Source organism: Roseateles agri (assembly GCF_034043675.1).
In the GTDB taxonomy this organism is placed as follows: Bacteria; Pseudomonadota; Gammaproteobacteria; order Burkholderiales; family Burkholderiaceae_C; genus KK5.
Map to the genome: position 1 here is coordinate 830272 of NZ_JAXCLA010000002.1, position 15697 is coordinate 845968.

The 15697-nt window shown below is 69.5% G+C and carries 15 protein-coding genes; 7 read left to right on the forward strand and 8 right to left on the reverse strand.

What is annotated here, in order from left to right:
* Nucleotides 1-35 precede the first annotated feature (35 nt).
* The gene (locus tag SNE35_RS07895; protein WP_320422313.1) at nucleotides 36-1067 is read left to right on the forward strand and encodes an MBL fold metallo-hydrolase; all 1032 of its coding nucleotides are present in this window, start codon (nucleotides 36-38) and stop codon (nucleotides 1065-1067) included.
* Nucleotides 1064-1873, forward strand: a complete 810-nt coding sequence (locus SNE35_RS07900; RefSeq protein ID WP_320422314.1) for an alpha/beta hydrolase — start codon at nucleotides 1064-1066, stop codon at nucleotides 1871-1873. Before SNE35_RS07895 ends, SNE35_RS07900 begins: the two co-directional genes overlap by 4 nt.
* On the opposite strand, the gene SNE35_RS07905 is transcribed toward SNE35_RS07900, so the two are convergent.
* On the reverse strand, nucleotides 1870-2757 hold the full coding sequence (locus SNE35_RS07905; protein WP_320422315.1) for a DMT family transporter: 888 nt from the start codon (nucleotides 2755-2757) through the stop codon (nucleotides 1870-1872). The two genes, SNE35_RS07900 and SNE35_RS07905, sit on opposite strands and share 4 nt — an antisense overlap.
* A 227-nt stretch (nucleotides 2758-2984) precedes the next feature.
* Between SNE35_RS07905 and pepA the strand changes: the two genes are divergently transcribed.
* Nucleotides 2985-3776, forward strand: a complete 792-nt coding sequence (gene pepA, locus SNE35_RS07910) for a flocculation-associated PEP-CTERM protein PepA (protein WP_320422316.1) — start codon at nucleotides 2985-2987, stop codon at nucleotides 3774-3776.
* Nucleotides 3777-3828: 52 nt separating this feature from the next.
* On the opposite strand, the gene SNE35_RS07915 is transcribed toward pepA, so the two are convergent.
* On the reverse strand, nucleotides 3829-5442 hold the full coding sequence (locus tag SNE35_RS07915; RefSeq protein ID WP_320422317.1) for a sensor histidine kinase: 1614 nt from the start codon (nucleotides 5440-5442) through the stop codon (nucleotides 3829-3831).
* Nucleotides 5443-5577: 135 nt separating this feature from the next.
* Here SNE35_RS07915 and SNE35_RS07920 point away from each other — a divergent pair, with 135 nt between their 5' ends.
* From SNE35_RS07920 to SNE35_RS07930, 3 genes are read left to right on the forward strand one after another with little or no spacing between them, the layout of a single operon-like run.
* Nucleotides 5578-7440, forward strand: coding sequence for a sensor domain-containing diguanylate cyclase (locus SNE35_RS07920; protein ID WP_320422318.1), 1863 nt, complete (start codon nucleotides 5578-5580; stop codon nucleotides 7438-7440).
* Between the two features lie 26 nt (nucleotides 7441-7466).
* A complete protein-coding gene (locus SNE35_RS07925; protein WP_320422319.1) occupies nucleotides 7467-7901 on the forward strand; it encodes a response regulator in 435 nt (144 codons plus the stop codon).
* A gap of 17 nt (nucleotides 7902-7918) precedes the next feature.
* Nucleotides 7919-8743: an enoyl-CoA hydratase/isomerase family protein gene (locus tag SNE35_RS07930; RefSeq protein WP_320422320.1), complete on the forward strand. Its 825-nt coding sequence runs from the start codon at nucleotides 7919-7921 to the stop codon at nucleotides 8741-8743.
* On the opposite strand, the gene SNE35_RS07935 is transcribed toward SNE35_RS07930, so the two are convergent.
* The 4 genes from SNE35_RS07935 to phnC are packed head-to-tail and all read right to left on the reverse strand — an operon-like array spanning nucleotide 8744 to nucleotide 12500.
* On the reverse strand, nucleotides 8744-9856 hold the full coding sequence (locus tag SNE35_RS07935) for a TIGR03364 family FAD-dependent oxidoreductase (protein ID WP_320422321.1): 1113 nt from the start codon (nucleotides 9854-9856) through the stop codon (nucleotides 8744-8746).
* 1 nt (nucleotide 9857) lies between these two features.
* Nucleotides 9858-10643 carry a phosphonate ABC transporter, permease protein PhnE gene (gene phnE, locus SNE35_RS07940; protein ID WP_320422385.1) on the reverse strand — a complete coding sequence of 262 codons (786 nt, stop codon included), beginning with the start codon at nucleotides 10641-10643 and terminating at the stop codon, nucleotides 9858-9860.
* Between the two features lie 38 nt (nucleotides 10644-10681).
* A complete protein-coding gene (gene phnD / locus SNE35_RS07945) occupies nucleotides 10682-11626 on the reverse strand; it encodes a phosphonate ABC transporter substrate-binding protein (protein ID WP_320422322.1) in 945 nt (314 codons plus the stop codon).
* A 19-nt stretch (nucleotides 11627-11645) separates the two neighbouring features.
* On the reverse strand, nucleotides 11646-12500 hold the full coding sequence (phnC, locus tag SNE35_RS07950) for a phosphonate ABC transporter ATP-binding protein (RefSeq protein ID WP_320422323.1): 855 nt from the start codon (nucleotides 12498-12500) through the stop codon (nucleotides 11646-11648).
* 85 nt (nucleotides 12501-12585) lie between these two features.
* Between phnC and SNE35_RS07955 the strand changes: the two genes are divergently transcribed.
* On the forward strand, nucleotides 12586-13149 hold the full coding sequence (locus SNE35_RS07955) for an HD domain-containing protein (RefSeq protein ID WP_320422324.1): 564 nt from the start codon (nucleotides 12586-12588) through the stop codon (nucleotides 13147-13149).
* A gap of 17 nt (nucleotides 13150-13166) precedes the next feature.
* On the opposite strand, the gene phnY is transcribed toward SNE35_RS07955, so the two are convergent.
* Both phnY and psrA read right to left on the reverse strand, forming a co-directional pair.
* Nucleotides 13167-14606 carry a phosphonoacetaldehyde dehydrogenase gene (phnY, locus tag SNE35_RS07960; RefSeq protein ID WP_320422325.1) on the reverse strand — a complete coding sequence of 480 codons (1440 nt, stop codon included), beginning with the start codon at nucleotides 14604-14606 and terminating at the stop codon, nucleotides 13167-13169.
* The gene (psrA, locus tag SNE35_RS07965; protein ID WP_320422326.1) at nucleotides 14603-15688 is read right to left on the reverse strand and encodes an iron-containing alcohol dehydrogenase PsrA; all 1086 of its coding nucleotides are present in this window, start codon (nucleotides 15686-15688) and stop codon (nucleotides 14603-14605) included. Before psrA ends, phnY begins: the two co-directional genes overlap by 4 nt.
* Between the last annotated feature and the right edge of the window lie 9 nt (nucleotides 15689-15697).

The window sequence follows — 15697 nt, forward strand, 5'->3', positions numbered from 1 at the left end:
CGCTCTTCCCGGCATGGCGGCTATGCTGGGCCGCCATGCAATCCTCCAACAAGCCACCCCACCACCGCGCCGGCTTCTTCCAGAACAACTACCTCGAGTTCAAGCCGCGCAGCCTGGCCGAAGTGCTGCGCTGGCGGCGCGAGGCCGCGCGCGCTGGCAGGCCCAAGCCGCCGAGCACGCCGATCCCGGCCGTGGCGCCCGACCTGCCCTTCATCCAGGCCAATGCGCATGCCGAAGGACAGCAGCCGGCGGTGACCTGGATCGGCCATTCGACGGTGCTCGCGCAGATGGGCGGGCTCAATGTGCTGACCGACCCGATCTTCTCGGAGCGCGCCTCGCCGGTGCAGTTCATGGGCCCGAAGCGGCACCAGCCCCCCGGCCTCACGCTGGCGCAGTTGCCGACGATCGACCTGGTGATGGTCTCGCACAACCATTACGACCATCTCGACGAGGCCTCGATCACCGCGCTGGCGAAGCAGCCGCGCGGCGGCCCCTGGTTCGCCGTGCCGCTGGGCCTGGGCGACTGGCTGCGCCGCCGCGGCATCGAGAAGATCATCGAACTGGACTGGTGGGACTGCCACACGATGCAGACGGCGCGTGGCGCCGTCGAGCTGATGCTGCTGCCGGCGCAGCACTGGTCGGCACGGGGCATCAACGACCGGATGAAGACGCTGTGGGGCGGCTTCGCGCTGCTGGCGCCGGACTGTCACCTGTTCTATGCCGGCGACACCGGCTACTCGCGCGACTTCGTCGACATCCGCGAGCGGCTCGCCGGGCGCCAGCTGGCCGGCGGCGGCTTCGACATCGCGCTGATCCCGATCGGGGCCTACGAGCCGCGCTGGTTCATGACCGAGCAGCACGTCAACGTCGAGGAGGCACTGAAGATCCACCGCGACCTCGGCGCCAAGCGCTCGCTGGGCGTGCACTGGGGCACTTTCGAGCTGACCGACGAGCCGCTGGACGAGCCACCGGCGCAACTGGCGGCGCAGCGCCGGGCGCTCGGCCTGCCAGACGAAGAATTCTTCACCCTGGCCATCGGCCAGACGCAAGTCCTGGCCCCGCGATGACGACGCTGGTTCAAATGCTGCTGGGCCTGCTCGCGGCGGCCGGCTTCGGTGCGCTGCTGGCCCTGGCCTGGCTCTACTTCCACCAGGAACGCTCGCTGTTCGAGGGCGAGCCGCTGCCGGCCGGGCATCGTTTCTCGATGCAGGGGCCTGATGTCGAGGAAGTGAGCGTTCCAGTGCCCGGCGCCACGCTGTCGGCGCTGCACCTGAAGCTGCCGCAGCCGAAGGGTCTGGTCTTCTACCTGCACGGCAATGCCGGCAACCTGGAGCGCTGGTTCGCCAACGTCGACTTCTATCGCGAGGCCGGCTGGGACCTGTTCATGGTCGACTACCGCGGCTACGGCAAGAGCACGAGCCGCATCCGCAGCGAGGCGGAACTGCGCGGCGACGTGCGCGCCTGCTGGGACTTCATCGCGCCGCGCTATGCGAGCCTGCCGCGGGTGATTGCCGGCCGCTCGCTCGGCACGGGTCTCGCCACCGGCCTGGCCGCCGTCGTGCAGCCGGCGCTGACGATCCTGATCTCCCCCTACCGCAGCATGCGCGCCGTCGTCGCCGGCCACTTCCCCTACGTGCCCCAGCGGCTGCTGCGCTATCCGCTGCTCAGCGAGGCGGACCTGCCGCGCATCGACGGCCCGGTGCTGCTGCTGCACGGCACGCTCGACGAGCTGATCCCGCACAGCCACAGCGAGGCGCTGCTGCCGAAGGCGCGGCGCGGCCGGCTGGAACTGATCGACGGCGCCGCACACAACGATCTGCAGGAGCACGAGCCCTACCTGGCCGCGCTGCGATCGGCGCTGGACGGTGTCTAGGCCTTCGAGGGCTTCAGCACCAGCCACAGCGCCAGCGCGATCATCCCGCCGCCCAGCAGGTGCGCGAGGCTGGCCTGCTCACCGAGGAACAGGCAGCCCCACAGCACGCCGAAAGCCGGGATCAGGAAGGTCACCGACAGCGCCTTCAGCGGGCCCAGGTCGGCGATCAGCTTGAAGTACAGGATGTAGGCGATCGAGGTGCACAGCAGCCCCAGCGCCAGCATCGCCAGCCAGACCGGCGCCGACGCGTGCTGCCAGGCGGGCGGCTCGGTGGCGAGGTTCCAGGCCGCGAAGGGCAGCAGCGACAGGACCGCGCCGAGCTGGCTGCCCAGCGCGGTGATGCGGCTGTCCAGGCCGCCGCGCTCGCTGATCCAGCGGCGCGTCAGGTAGGTGGCGAGGCCGTAGCAGGCGGTGGCGATCAGGCACAGCGCCACGCCGCCGAACAGCGCGGCGCTCGGCGCCACCGGCCCGGCCTGTGCCAGCACCGCCACGCCCAGCAGGCCGATCAGCACGCTGGCGGCCTTGGCCACCGTGGCCTGCTCGCGAAAACCCAGCACGCCGATGAGGACGCCCATCAGCGGTGCCGTCGCATTCAGGATCGCGCTGTAGCCGGCCGGCAGCACCCGTGCCGCCATCGCGAACATCAGGAAGGGAATGCCGGAATTCACGGCGCCGAGCACCAACGTAGCCCTGAACTTGCCGCCGAAGGACAGGGGCACCCGCATCAGCCCGATCAGCGCGAACAGCCCGGCACTGCTCAGCAGCACACGGCCGAAGGCGGTCGGTACGGCACCGAGCACCGGCACGGCGATGCGCATGAACAGAAAACTGCCGCCCCAGATGGCGGCCAGCGAGAGAAGACGAAGAAGACTAGGGAGGCTCATCCGGGCCATTGTGCGGGGAGCGCCCCGCCGTTTTCGGACTTGTCCCCCGGCCCCGTCAGTTCGAGCGAATGAGCTAAGGGATTCCACCGAATCACCCCCTCAACCGAGGGGGTCGACGGGACCCGGATTGTGGTGACATCGAGTTGTCACCACAATCCGCATACTTCAAGGCTGCGGCGAAGTCGGTATTCCTTGTCAGCCGCACCCTAACGTTGGAGTCCAAGCCCATGACATCGTTCTCTTCCTTCCGGACCATTGCCGCTGTCGTGGCTATGGGTGCCGTCGGCGCCGCCGCACAGGCCGCCACGCTGCCCAGCTTCACGATCGACCCGAGCGCCATCCCTGGCGTCTCCAGCCCGGCATTCACCGCCAACAACCTGATCGTGTCGGACTACGCAGCGGTCACCTTTAACGGCGGCACGTTCAGCGACGTTGGCTTCCTGAGCATCCAATCCGCTCAAAGCGCCACTGGCCCCGTCGCGACCAGCGGCCTGAACAGCGCCTACGGCTTCTACATCCAGTTCACCGGTAGCGGCCCGACGCCTGCCGGCGATCCGACGACCGACTTCACGAAGGCCACCTTCAGCCAGCTGAGCTACACGATCTACGGCTACCAAGGCACAGCCAGCTTCGGCTTCAGTGGCACCACGCCGACGACGACCGCCACTAACGTGGTCGCACTGGCCAGCGGCTCGCTGATCAGCGGCAGCGCTGTGACGATTCCGAACGGCGATGGCACCTTCACGCCCTCCGGCAGTGCCAAGCTGACGCTGAGCCTGACCCCGGCCGGCGAAGCCTTCTTCACCTCGCCGGACACGTTCTACAACCTGGCCAGCACCGCGTTCTCGAACACCAGCTCGCAGGTCGAGACCTTCAGCAACGGCTTCCTGATCCGCCAAGGCGGCGGCTCGGTGAACTTCGCTTCGGCCGTGCCGGAGCCGGGCACCTACGCGCTGCTGATGGCCGGCGTCGGTGTGATCGGCTTCGTGGCACGCCGCAAGTCGGCCCCGCGCCGCTAAGCGAACCCGCGGAAAGAACCAAGGCCGCAGCGCGAAAGCGCTGCGGCTTTTTTCATGCCTCGGCGCCGGCCGGTTCTTGCGCGAACGCCATGCGCCGGCCGAAATCCGGCAGCGCGCAGGCATCCGGCGCCTCGCGGGGCAGTTCCAGCGTGAAGGTCGTGCCCTGGCCGGGCGAGCTGTGCAGGCCGATCCGGCCGCCCAGCATCGCGACAACGATGTTCCGCACGATCGACAGGCCCAGCCCGCTGCCGCCCTGCCCCAGCCGCGTACTGAAGAAGGGCTCGAACGCGCGCTCCTGGACCGCGAGGCTCATGCCCATGCCGTCGTCGATGACGGCCAGCCTCAGCGGGTTTGCGTCCTCGGCCGACTCCAGCACGATGCGCACGCGTCCGTTGCGCCGGTTCAGTCCGTGCACCACCGCGTTGATGACCAGGTTGCTCAGCACCTGGCCCAGCGCGCCCGGATAGCCACCCATCATCAGCCGCGGCGGCACCTCGTTGATCAGTTCCACACCATTGCGGCCATAGGCCGGGCGCAGCGAGACCAGCACCTCGCCGACCATCGCCCCCAGGTCGAAACGACGACGCTGCATGCCGGTGCGGTCCACCGCCACCTGCTTGAAGCTGCGCATCAGCTCGGCGGCTCGCATCATGTTGCTCTCGATCAGCGTCGCGCCCTCGGCGACGGCGGCCACGTAGCCGTCGAGCTGCGAGCGGCGCATCGGGCCGGCAGCAAGGTCGGCGGTGAAGCGCCGGCTCTTGTCGCGCAGGCTGCTGGCGAGCGACACGGCCACGCCCAGCGGCGTGTTCAGTTCGTGCGCCACCCCGGCCACCAGCCCGCCCAGCGAGGCCAGTTTCTCGGCTTCGATCAGGTCCGCCTGGGCACTGCGCAGCAGGCGCGAGGCCTCCTGTTCCTCGGCCAGCAGCCGCGCGCGCTCCACCAGCAGCGCCTGCAGCCGGTGCAGCTGTTCACCAACCGCGCCGAACTCGCCCTGCAACCGCGCCGTGTCCACCGGCAGCTCGGTGCGGCCATCGGCCAGTGCGGCGATGGCGCGGGCGCTGTCGCGGATCGGGATCACGATGCGCACCGACACCAGGTAGACCACCAGGCCGATCAGCGCCAGCCCCAGTGCGGCGATCAGCAATCCGCAAGCCCAGGCCCAACGGTTGGCCGTGCGGGCCTCCAGCAAGGCAGTCTCGCCGGTGCGCAGCTTCAGGTCGCTCAGCGCGTTGAGGCTCGCATTCAGCGGCACCACCGTCTGCCGGTAGGTCTCCAGACCCTGCGCGCCGCGCTGGTCAAGGGTCTGCCGGCGCAGCTCCGCCAGCTGCTGGCTCGCCTTGCGCGCAATCGCCGTCTCTTCCGGCGCCAGGAAGGTGCCGAGGTAGCCTTGCCAGACCTGATCGATCTCGCGCCAGCCGGCGGCGACACCGGCCGGGTCGCCATCCAGCGCCAGCGGCTGCGCAACATTGAGCAGATAGCCCACGCGCTGCAGGCTGTGCAGCGGGACCACGCGATCACCATGCACGGTGTCCAGGCGTTCGCCCAGGTACTGCGAGCCGGCCAGCAGCAGGAACACGGCCAGCAGGATCAACGAAGACAGCCCGGCCAGCGCCAGCCGCAGCGTCAGCTGCACCGACCTGTCCAGACTCCTTTGCAACGATTGCATGCCACACCCTCCTCGACGCTTCCCCCTCCAGGGAGGCGGAACAATAGCATCGGCAGGCGACCGCCGCGTGATCGATCGAGAACAAATGACCCGGCGCTACGATGCCGCGCACGGAGACGGAGACAAGCAGACGACATGGACCCCAGCGCACACGCATCAAATCCTGGCCGGCCCAGCCGAGTCGCGCGCTGGATCGTGCTGGGCAATCTGCTGGTCGCCGCCGTGCTGGTGCTGGCCACCCTGATCAACCTGCACGGCAGCCGCGAAGAAGAACTGGACCGCGTCCGCGAGACGGCCGACAACCTCGCCAAGGGCCTCAGCATCGAACTGGCCGCCGAGATCCGCCTGGTCGACAACGCGCTGACGACGATCAGCTCCCGCTACGCCGCCGAGGCGGGCGATGCGGCCGGGCACGAGCAGACCTTGCTGCAATCGATGCGCGAGCAGAACCAGCTGCTGCCCTTCGCCGGCGCGATGCGGGCCGCGGGCGCCGACGGTCGGGTGACCATCGGCCTGGCACCCGCCGAGCAGGTCTTCTCCATCGCGGACCGCGACTACTTCCAGCGGGCGCGGCAGGGCCACGCCACCGTCATCTCCGAGCCGATCTTCAGCCGGCCGCTGCAGGACTGGTGCATCATCGTCGCGCGCCCGCTGCGCACCGACGCCGGCGAGTTCCGCGGCATCGTCTACGTCGTGCTCGCCAGCGCGCACTTCCACCAGCTGTTCGCGCGCCTGTCGCTCGGCGAACATGGCGCGATCGCGCTGCGCGACGATTCGATGCGCCTGGTGGCGCGCTACGCCTCGTCGGAGCCACGCTCCACCCAGGGCCTGGGCGGCGTCGACGTGTCCGCGGAGATGCGGCGCTACCTCGTCGCCAGCCCCGACCACGGCAGCTACATCATCACCGCACCGATCGACGGCGTGGAGCGCATGACCGCCTACCGGCGCGTGCCCGGCTATCCGCTGACGGTGCTGACCGGCCTGAGCACCCGCACCTACCTCGCCCGCTGGCGGGAGGACGAGCACCGCCAGTGGTTCTTCACCGGCTCGGTGATCCTGCTGGTGGTCAGCGGCTTCGCCTACGTGCTGCTTCAGCACCGGCGCCTGTTCCGGACCAACCTCTACGCCACCCGCATCGCTCACGAGCAGGCCCTGGTGCTGGACAACGACCTCATCGGCATGATCCGCGTGCGCGAACGGAAAGTCGTCTGGGCCAACCGGGCGATCCACCGGATCCTCGGCCACGCCATCGTCGGCCAGTCCACCCGCGCGATCTATCCGGACGAGGCCAGCTTCGAGATGGTCGGCCGGCTCGGCTACGAGGCGCTCGCGCGCGACGGCCGCTTCCGCACGCAGGTGAAGATGCGCCGCAAGGACGGCAGCGACATCTGGGTCGACCTCAGCGGCGCGGCGCTGGGCGACAGCGAATCGATCTGGATGGTGCTCGACATCGACCAGCTGAAGAACAGCGAGGAGCGGGCACGCTACATGGCGCTGCACGATCCGCTGACCGGCCTGGCCAACCGCCGGCTGTTCGAGGAGCTGCTGCGCCACGGCCTGGCTCTGGCGCGCCGCCAGAAGGACGGCCTGGGCGTCTGCTACATGGACCTGGACGGCTTCAAGCCGATCAACGATACGCACGGCCACGACGCCGGCGACGAGGTACTGCGCGAGATCGGCGAGCGGCTGAAGCACGAGCTGCGCAGCAATGATTCGGTCTCGCGCCTGGGCGGTGACGAGTTCGCCTGGCTGCTCTCGGGCGTGCATGCCGAGGCCGACGCGGTCGCGGCGCTGGAACGCTGCCTGCAGCAGATCCAGAAGCCGATTGCGCTCGGCGCGGGCGTGACGGTGAACGTCAACGCCAGCATCGGCCTGGTGCTGAGCTGGGATCACCAGCGCAGTGCGGACGAACTGCTGGCCGAGGCCGACGAGACCATGTACCGCGCCAAGCGCACGGGCCGCGGGCACGTCGAGGTGAGCATCGCCAGCGGGCCCTAAGATCCCAACCTCACGGGAGTCCACAGATGGTCACAAGGATCAAGCGCGAAGATTTCACATTCCTGGTGGTCGACGATTTCTCGACGATGCGGCGCATCATCTCGGGCCTGGTGCGCGAGCTGGGCTTCCGCAAGATCCAGGAGGCCGAGAACGGCCAGCTCGCGCTGCGCGCGCTGGAGATCGCGTCCGAGTCCGGCGAGCCGGTGCACTTCGTGCTCAGCGACGTCAACATGCCGGTGATGAACGGCTTCCAGCTGCTCGAAGCGCTGCGCGCCAAGCCCGAGACCGATCCGCTGCGCAAGGTGCCGGTGCTGCTGGTCACCGCGGAAGGCCGCAAGGAAGACATCGTCCGCGCGGCCCAGCTTGGCGCCAGCGGCTACATCGTCAAGCCTTTCAACAAGGACACGATCGGCGACAAGATCCACCTGACGCTGAAGAACCGCGGCATCCTGGTGGAATGAACAACTGAAGGAACAAGATGACGACGGAGACCCTCACGCTGCGCGACACAAAGCTCGTCCTCGACGACGGCATCGCCACGCTCAGCCACGAACGGCCGGCGGCCCGCAACGCGCTGTCCATGGACATGCGCCAGGACTACCGTGAGGCGCTGGACCGCATCGAGGCGGACCGCTCGATCCGCGCGCTGGTGATCACCGGCAGCGGCGGCAGCTTCTGCGCCGGCGGCGACCTGAAGTCGCTGAAGCAGCGCCTGGCCGACCCCGCCGAGCAGGCGCCCGACTCGATGCGTCGCCGCATCGCCGGCGGCCACGCCTGGCTGTTCAAGCGCCTGCAGGGCCTGGAGATCCCGGTGATCGCGGCCGTGGACGGCCCAGCCTACGGTGCCGGCTTCTCGCTGGCGCTGACGGCGGACTTCGTGCTGGCCTCGAGCCGCGCGGCCTTCTGCATGTCCTTCGCCAAGGTCGGGCTGGTGCCCGATATGGGCGCCTTCTACCTGCTGCCGCGCGCGGTGGGGCTGCCGATGGCGAAGGAACTGGCCTTCACCGCACGCCGCGTCGGCGTCGAGGAAGCCAAGACGCTGGGCATCGTCCACAGCATCCATGCGCCCGAAGCCCTGCCCGAGGCAGCCGCCGCGTTCGCGCGCCGCTTCATCGATGCCCCGCGCGAGGCCATCGCGCTGAGCAAGCAGCTGTTCAACCGCAGCTACGAGAGCGACTACGACACGATGGCCGCGATGGAAAGCCAGGCCCAGGCGATCGCCGCGGCAGCGCCGTACCACGGCGAGGCGGTGGCGGCTTTCCTGTCCGGCCAGCCGGCCAAGTTCGACTGGGACCGCGGCTGATCACCAGCCGCTGACGACTTCCTCGGCGATGCCGAAGGCCGTGCTCGCGCCGGTGCCGCTGGTGACGAGCACGACCCGCAGGCCCGGCGCCGGCGCCTCGATCAGCGCATCGGCCGAGTGCCCGGTCGGGTAGACGCCGGTCCAGCGCTCGACCACGCGGCACGGCGGCAGGTGCAGCGCCTCGTGCAGGTGCTGCACGATCAGCTCGTCCACACGCTCGCTGGCGAAGGGATCCGGGCTGGCGTCCTCGTGGTGCGAATCGCCGACGACGAGACTGCCATCGGCGCTCTGCACGGCAATCAGGTGGATGCCGTTCGCCAGGCTTTCGCCGCACTCCTGCTGCAGCTGCGCCAGCAGCGGCCGCGACTCGGGCAGCGCCGCGTAGCCGGTGTAGCGCACCAGGCTCAGGTCGGCCATCACCGGTGCCGGCAAGCGCACCGGCGTCTCCGGCATCAGGCGCAGCATCTGCAGCTTGCTGAGGCGCAGCGAGGACGGCAGCCACCACTGCGCCGGCCCGGTCAGGTCGGTGCCCGGGCACAACACGACACGCTCGGCCTCGAAGTCATGCGAAGCGGTGCTGACTCGACCCGGCTCGGCATGCAGCACCGCCTCGCCGTTGAAGAACTGCACGCCATGCGCCTCCGCCAGCCAGGCCGCCAGCCGCGGGATCGCCTCGCGCGATTCGACGCGCAGTTCGTGCGGCGAGTACAGCGCCGCCGCATCGGCACGCAGCATCGGCGCACGCTCGGCCGCCGCCTGCGGGCCGAGCAGCTCGCAGCGCTCACCCATCTCGGTCGCGCGGAAGGCCTCCAGCACCGCTGCAGCCGCCGGCCGCTTCGCAGCGACCCACAGCCCGCGCTGCAGCACCGCGATGCCCGCAGCCGGCGCCACCTCGGCCCACACCTGCGCCGAGCGGAACGCCCGACGCCAGGTGTCTCCGGCGCCCTGCCCCGTCACCGTGATGAAGCCGAAGTTGCGGATCGACGCGCCGACGCAGCGCCGATCACGCTCCACCACCGCCACCCGCCAGCCCCGCCGCGCACCCATCAGCGCATGGGCCAGGCCGACGATTCCCGCACCCACGACGACCAAGTCGAACTTCTCGTCGCTCATTTCAGATGAAGCGCTTGCGCAAGGCGGCGGAGCCCATGTCGATCGCCGTCACCGTGACGATCAGGATGATCAGCACCGCGCAGGTCTGGCCGTACTGGAAGCCGCGGATCACCTCGAAGAGCACGACGCCGATGCCACCGGCGCCGACCATGCCGACGACCGAGGCCGAGCGCACGTTCGATTCGAAGCGGTAGAGCGTGAAGCTCAGCCACAGCGGCAGCACCTGCGGGATCACGCCGTACAGCAGTTCCACCAGCTTGTGCGCGCCGGTGGCGCGAATGCCCTCGACCGGCCGCGGGTCGATCGCCTCGACCGCTTCGGAGAACAGCTTGGCCAGCGTTCCGGTTGTATGGATGAACAGCGCCAGCACACCGGCGAAGGGCCCGAGGCCCACGGCCACGATGAACAGCATCGCGAACACCATCTCGTTGATCGCACGGCAGGCGTCCATCAACCGGCGCACCGGCTGGTAGACCCAGGCCGGCGCGATGTTCGACGCGCACAGCAGGCCCATCGGCACCGCCGCCACCAGCGCCAGCAGCGTGCCCCAGATCGCGATGTGGACGGTGACGACCATCTCGCGGGTGTAGATGCGCCAGTCACGGAAGTCGGGCGGGAAGAAGTCCTTCGCGTAAGTGCCGATATTGGCCGAGTCGCGCAGCAGGTCCAGCGGCCGGATCTCGGCGCCCTGCCAGGCCCAGGCGAGCACGGCGAGGGCCACGGCCCAGCCGAGATAGTGCAGCCAGCCCGGTCGCTCGGCGGCGGCGCGCGCTTGCAGCCGGGCCAGGCTCGCCGCACTCGGTGCGGCGCCGGAATGGATCGCGCTCACGACTTCAGCGCCGCGATCTTCGCGTCGATCTCGGCCAGCGCCTTGCTCTTGCTGTCGGCGGCCATGTTCTCGTCGGCTTCCAGTTTCATCCGCTCCTTCGCCAGCTCCAGGGTGCGGATCGGGATCAGCTGCGCGTTGCTGGACTCGCGGAAGCCGCCGTAGTTGTAGATGTTCTTCAGCACGGCCTTCTCTTCATCGGTCTTGCCGTAGTTGACGACGAAGCTCTTGATCTTGGCCTTCACCGCCGGGTCCAGGTCCTTGCGCATCACGAAGGGGTCACTGGGGATCAGCGGGCTCTTCCACAGCACGCGGATCTGGCTGGCCAGTTCGGGCTTGGTGGTCTCCAGCTTGGTCATGTCCTCGGTGTTGTTCGTCGCCACGTCCACCTGCCGCGCCAGCACCGCCTGGATGTTGGCGCCGTGGCTGGCGTTGCGCACCGTCTTGAAGGCGCTGCGCGCGTCGATCCGGTTCTGTGCGAACAGGTAGTAGCTGGGCACCAGGAAGCCCGAGGTCGAGTTCGGGTCGCCGATGCCGAAGTTGATCGTCTTGCTGTTCTTGAACACGTCGTCCAGCGTCTTGTAGGGGCTGTCCTTGTGCGTGATCAAGAGGCCGTTGTAGCCGTAGCTGCCGTCGGCATACATCACCTGCGCGAACACCTCGCCATTGGCGCGGTCCACCGCCTCGATCGCCGACTTGTTGCCGTACCAGGCGACTTGGATCTTGTTGAAGCGCATCGCCTCGATCACGCCGGCATAGTCGGGCGCGTAGAAGCTCTTGACCGTCAGGCCGGTCTTCTTCTCCATGTCGCGGAAGAAGGGCTCCCAGCGTTCGCGCTGCGTGGAGGCGGAGTCGGTGGCGATGATGCCGAAGTTGATGTCCTGGGCATGGGCGGACAGGGCGGCCGCGGCCAGCAGGCCGGCGAGGATGAAGTTCTTCGTCATGGAGGGGCTCCTGTGGGGGTCAGGCGGCCAGCGGCGTCGTCTCGAGCCGGGCCGGTTGCGGGATTTGGGAAATGGAGATGGGCAGTTCGTCGGACTCGAGCTCGTCGGCCGCGCTGCCGTACAGCTCGCGCAGGAACTCGGGCGTCAGCGCGCTGCTGGGGCCGTCGTAGACCAGCTCGCCGCGGCGCAGCGCGATCACGCGCGGGCAGTAGCGCCGCGCCAGCGCCACGTGGTGCAGGCTGACGATCAAGGTCATGCCCGCATCGCGGTTCAGCGCGGCCAGCTGGTCCATCACGCGGCGCGTCGATTCCGGGTCCAGCGAGGCGACCGGCTCGTCGGCCAGCAGCAGCCGGGCGCCCTGCACCAGCACGCGGGCGATCGCCGCGCGCTGCTGCTGGCCGCCGGACAGCGTCGAGGCGCGCTGGAAGGCCTGCGGCGCGAGGCCGATGGCGTCCAGCGCATCGAGCGCCCGGGCGCGCTGCGCCAGGGTGAAGCGGCCGCTCATGCTGCGCCACAGCGGCATCTCGATCGCCAGGCCGGTCAGCACATTGGTCATCACCGGCAGCCGGCCGACCAGGTTGAACTGCTGGAAGATCACGCCGATCGAGCGGCGCAGGCGGCGGATATTGCGGCCGATGCGGCCCTGCGCCTGCAAGGTCTGGCCGAACACGCGCACGCTGCCGGCCTCGGCCGTCTCCAGCCCGCAGATGCAGCGGATCAGCGTGGACTTGCCAGAGCCGGAGGCGCCCAGCAGCGCGACGCGCTCGCCGGCGGCGATCTTCAGCGTGATGCCCTTCAGTGCGGGCTCGCCGGCGCCGAAGGTCTTGCTCAGCGCCTCGACCTCGACGGCCGCGGATTCAGTGTTTTGCAGCATGACGATCAGCGTAGAAAGGATTGGTGAAGCGGTAGTGACACACACCCGTCATCAAGCCGGAACGGCCTGTGGTTAGCGTGGTGGCATGAAGCACTGGCAGGACCTGATCAGGCTCTTCGAGCGGCACGGCCACGTCGAATACGCGGGTGAAGGCGTCACGCAGTGGCAGCACGCCTGGCAGTGCGGCCAGCTCGCGCGCAATGCCTATGCCGTCGCCCCGCTGCAGCTCGCCGCGTGGCTGCACGACATCGGCCACCTGTTGGACGGCGAGGCCGACACGCCGACGCTGCACGGCCACGACGACCGCCACGAAGCCCGCGCCGCCGCGCTGCTGGCACCGCTGTTCGGCGACGCCGTGGCGCGGCCCGTGGCGCTGCACGTGGAGGCCAAGCGCTATCTCGTCACCCGCCAGCCCGACTACGCGGCCCGGCTCAGTGCCGACTCGGTGCGCAGCCTGGCGCTGCAGGGCGGCCCGATGGGCGCCGACGAAGCCGAGCGCTGGCGCGCCCAGCCCCATGCCGACGATGCGCTGCGGCTGCGAGCCTGGGACGACCAGGCGAAGAGCCCGGCGCGCTGGCCACCGAGCCGCGAGCAGGCGCTCGAACAGCTCGCGGCGCTGATGGCGCACTGCGCGGGTGTCCGCCGTTAGGAGCCTGTCCATCGTCGTCACCACGGCAAGGTGAAGGTCTTCAGCTGCGTGTAGGCCTTGATCGCCTCCTGCACGCCTTCCTTGTGGCCCAGGCCCGAGTCCTTGATGCCGCCGAAGGGCGTCAGCTCGGTGCGGTAGCCGGGCACCTCCCAGACGTTGACCGTGCCGACCTGCAGTTGCTGCGCAAAGCGCGTCGCCCAGTCGAGCCGGTTCGTGCAGACGCCGGACGAGAGGCCGAAGCGGCTGGCGTTGACCAGCGCGATCGCCTCGTCCACCGTCTCGAAGGTGATCACCGGCGAGATCGGGCCGAAGCTCTCCTCCAGCACCACTTCCATCTCCGGCCGCACACGGTCCAGCACGGTCGGCGCCAGCATCGCGCCATCGCGTTGGCCGCCGCAGCGCAGACGAGCACCTGCCGCCTGGGCATCGTTCACGCGCCGTTCGAGCAGGCGGGCGGCGACTTCGTCGATCACCGTGCCCATCGCGTTGCGCTCGTCCAGCGGGTCGCCGAAGGTCCAGGCCTCGGTGGCGGCGACCAGGCGCTCGGTGAAGCGCTCGGCAATCGAAGACTGCACCAGGATGCGCTTGACCGCCGTGCAGCGCTGGCCGGAGTTGCGGTACGAGCCCTGCGCGGCCAGTTGCACGGCGCGGTCCAGCTCGGCGCCTTCCCCGATGTCGCTGCAGACGATCAGCGGATCGTTGCCGCCCAGCTCCAGCACCGTGCGCCGGTAGCCGGCCACCCGCGCGATGCGCTTGCCGATCTCGACGCCGCCGGTGAAGGTCACCAGTTCGACGGCCGGGTGCGTGATCAGCGCCTCGCCGATCTCGGCCGGGTCGCCGGTCAGCACCTGGAACATCGCCGGCGGCAGGCCGGCCTCGTACAGCAGGTCGGCGAACCACAGCGCCGACAGCGGCACTTTCTCCGAAGGCTTCAGCACCAGCCGGTTGTTGCTGGCGATGCTGGGCACGACCTTGTGCGCCACCTGGTTGATCGGATGGTTGAACGGCGTGATCGCGACGATGACGCCCAGCAGCGGCTCGCGCATCGACACGACCTTGCGCTGGCGGCCGTGCGCGGTCAGGTCGCAGGCGAAGACCTGGCCGTCGTCGCGCAGCGCCTCGTTGGCGCCGAAGACCAGCACATCGGACACGCGGCCGATCTCGTAGCGGCTGTCCTGCAGCGACAGGCCCGATTCGGCGGTGATCAGGCGAGCCCCTTCGTCGGCGCGCGCCGCCAGCAGCGCGGCAGCACGGCGCAGGATCTCTGAGCGCTCGAAGCGGCTGAGCGTGCTGCGGAACTGCTTCGCGTACAGCAGCGCCTGCTCGACCTGCGCGCGGCTCGCCTTCGCGGCGCTGCCGACGGCCTCGCCGTCGAATGGATTGATGACCTCGAAGCGACCGCTCTCGCCGGCCACGCGCTCGCCGCGCAGGCGCAGCAGTTCTTCCCGATAGCTCATGCCGCCACCCCGATGAAATTGCGGCCACGATCGCCACGCAGCGCCTCGTCGAACATCGCGGCGGCTTCGCTGTCGCCGATGCCGTAGTCGGAGAAATTCGTCTTCACGCCGAGGTCCCGCAGGAAGGCTTCGAGCCGCGTCGGCGCGTCGTGCAGCGGGCCCAGCGCCTGCGCCAGCACCGCGTCGCGCGCGGCATCGCGGCCGATCGCCAGCCGCGCCACCTGCGGCAAGGTGAAGGAGCAGGCGATGCCGTGCGGCAGTCCCAGGCGCAAGGTCATCGGGTAGGACAGGGAATGCGCCAGCGCCGTGCGGGTGTTGCTGAAGGCCAGGCCCGCCTTCAGCGCCGCCAGCGCCATCGCCTCGCGCAGCTGCAGGTCTTGCGGCTGGCGATGCAGCGCCGGCAGGGTCGCGAGGATTTCGCGCGCGGCGGCCACGGCGAGCGCGTCGGACACCGCATTGGCATTGCGGTTCCAGATCGCCTCCAGCGCGTGGGACAGCGCATCCAGCCCGCTCTGCAAGGTGACGGCCTGCGGCAGCTGCTGCATGGTCTTCGGGTCGACAACGGCGGCTTCGGGCCAGGTGATCGCCGGCAGGTGCAACGAATGCTTGCGCTGCAGCTCGCGGTCCCAGACGGTGGCCCAGGGCGTCACCTCGCTGCCGGTGCCGGCCGTCGTCGGCACGGCGATCAGCGTCTTGCGGCGCGGGAACTCGACGGCAGCGCCGTCGCGCAGCAGCGCGGCGATCTCGTCGAAGCGGCCGCTGGCCGTGCCGGGCAGCATCGCCTTGGCAGTGTCGATCACGCTGCCGCCGCCCAGCGCGATCAGCACCTCGGCCCCGTCGTGCTGCCAGACCTGCGGGTACAGCACGGACAGCTCGGCGATGTCGGGGTTCGGCGCGATGCCGTCGAACACGGCCGCCAGCCGGTAACCCAGCATCTTGCGCAGCAGCGCCACGAAGCCCAGCGACTCGGCCTCTGGGAAGGTCAGCAGCACGGCGCTGCGCTCACCGAGCAGGCCAGGCAGCGCGGCCAGCGCGCCGATGCCGCCGACGGTCTTCACCGGATTGTGGAAGTGGTGATGCATGGTCCGGGC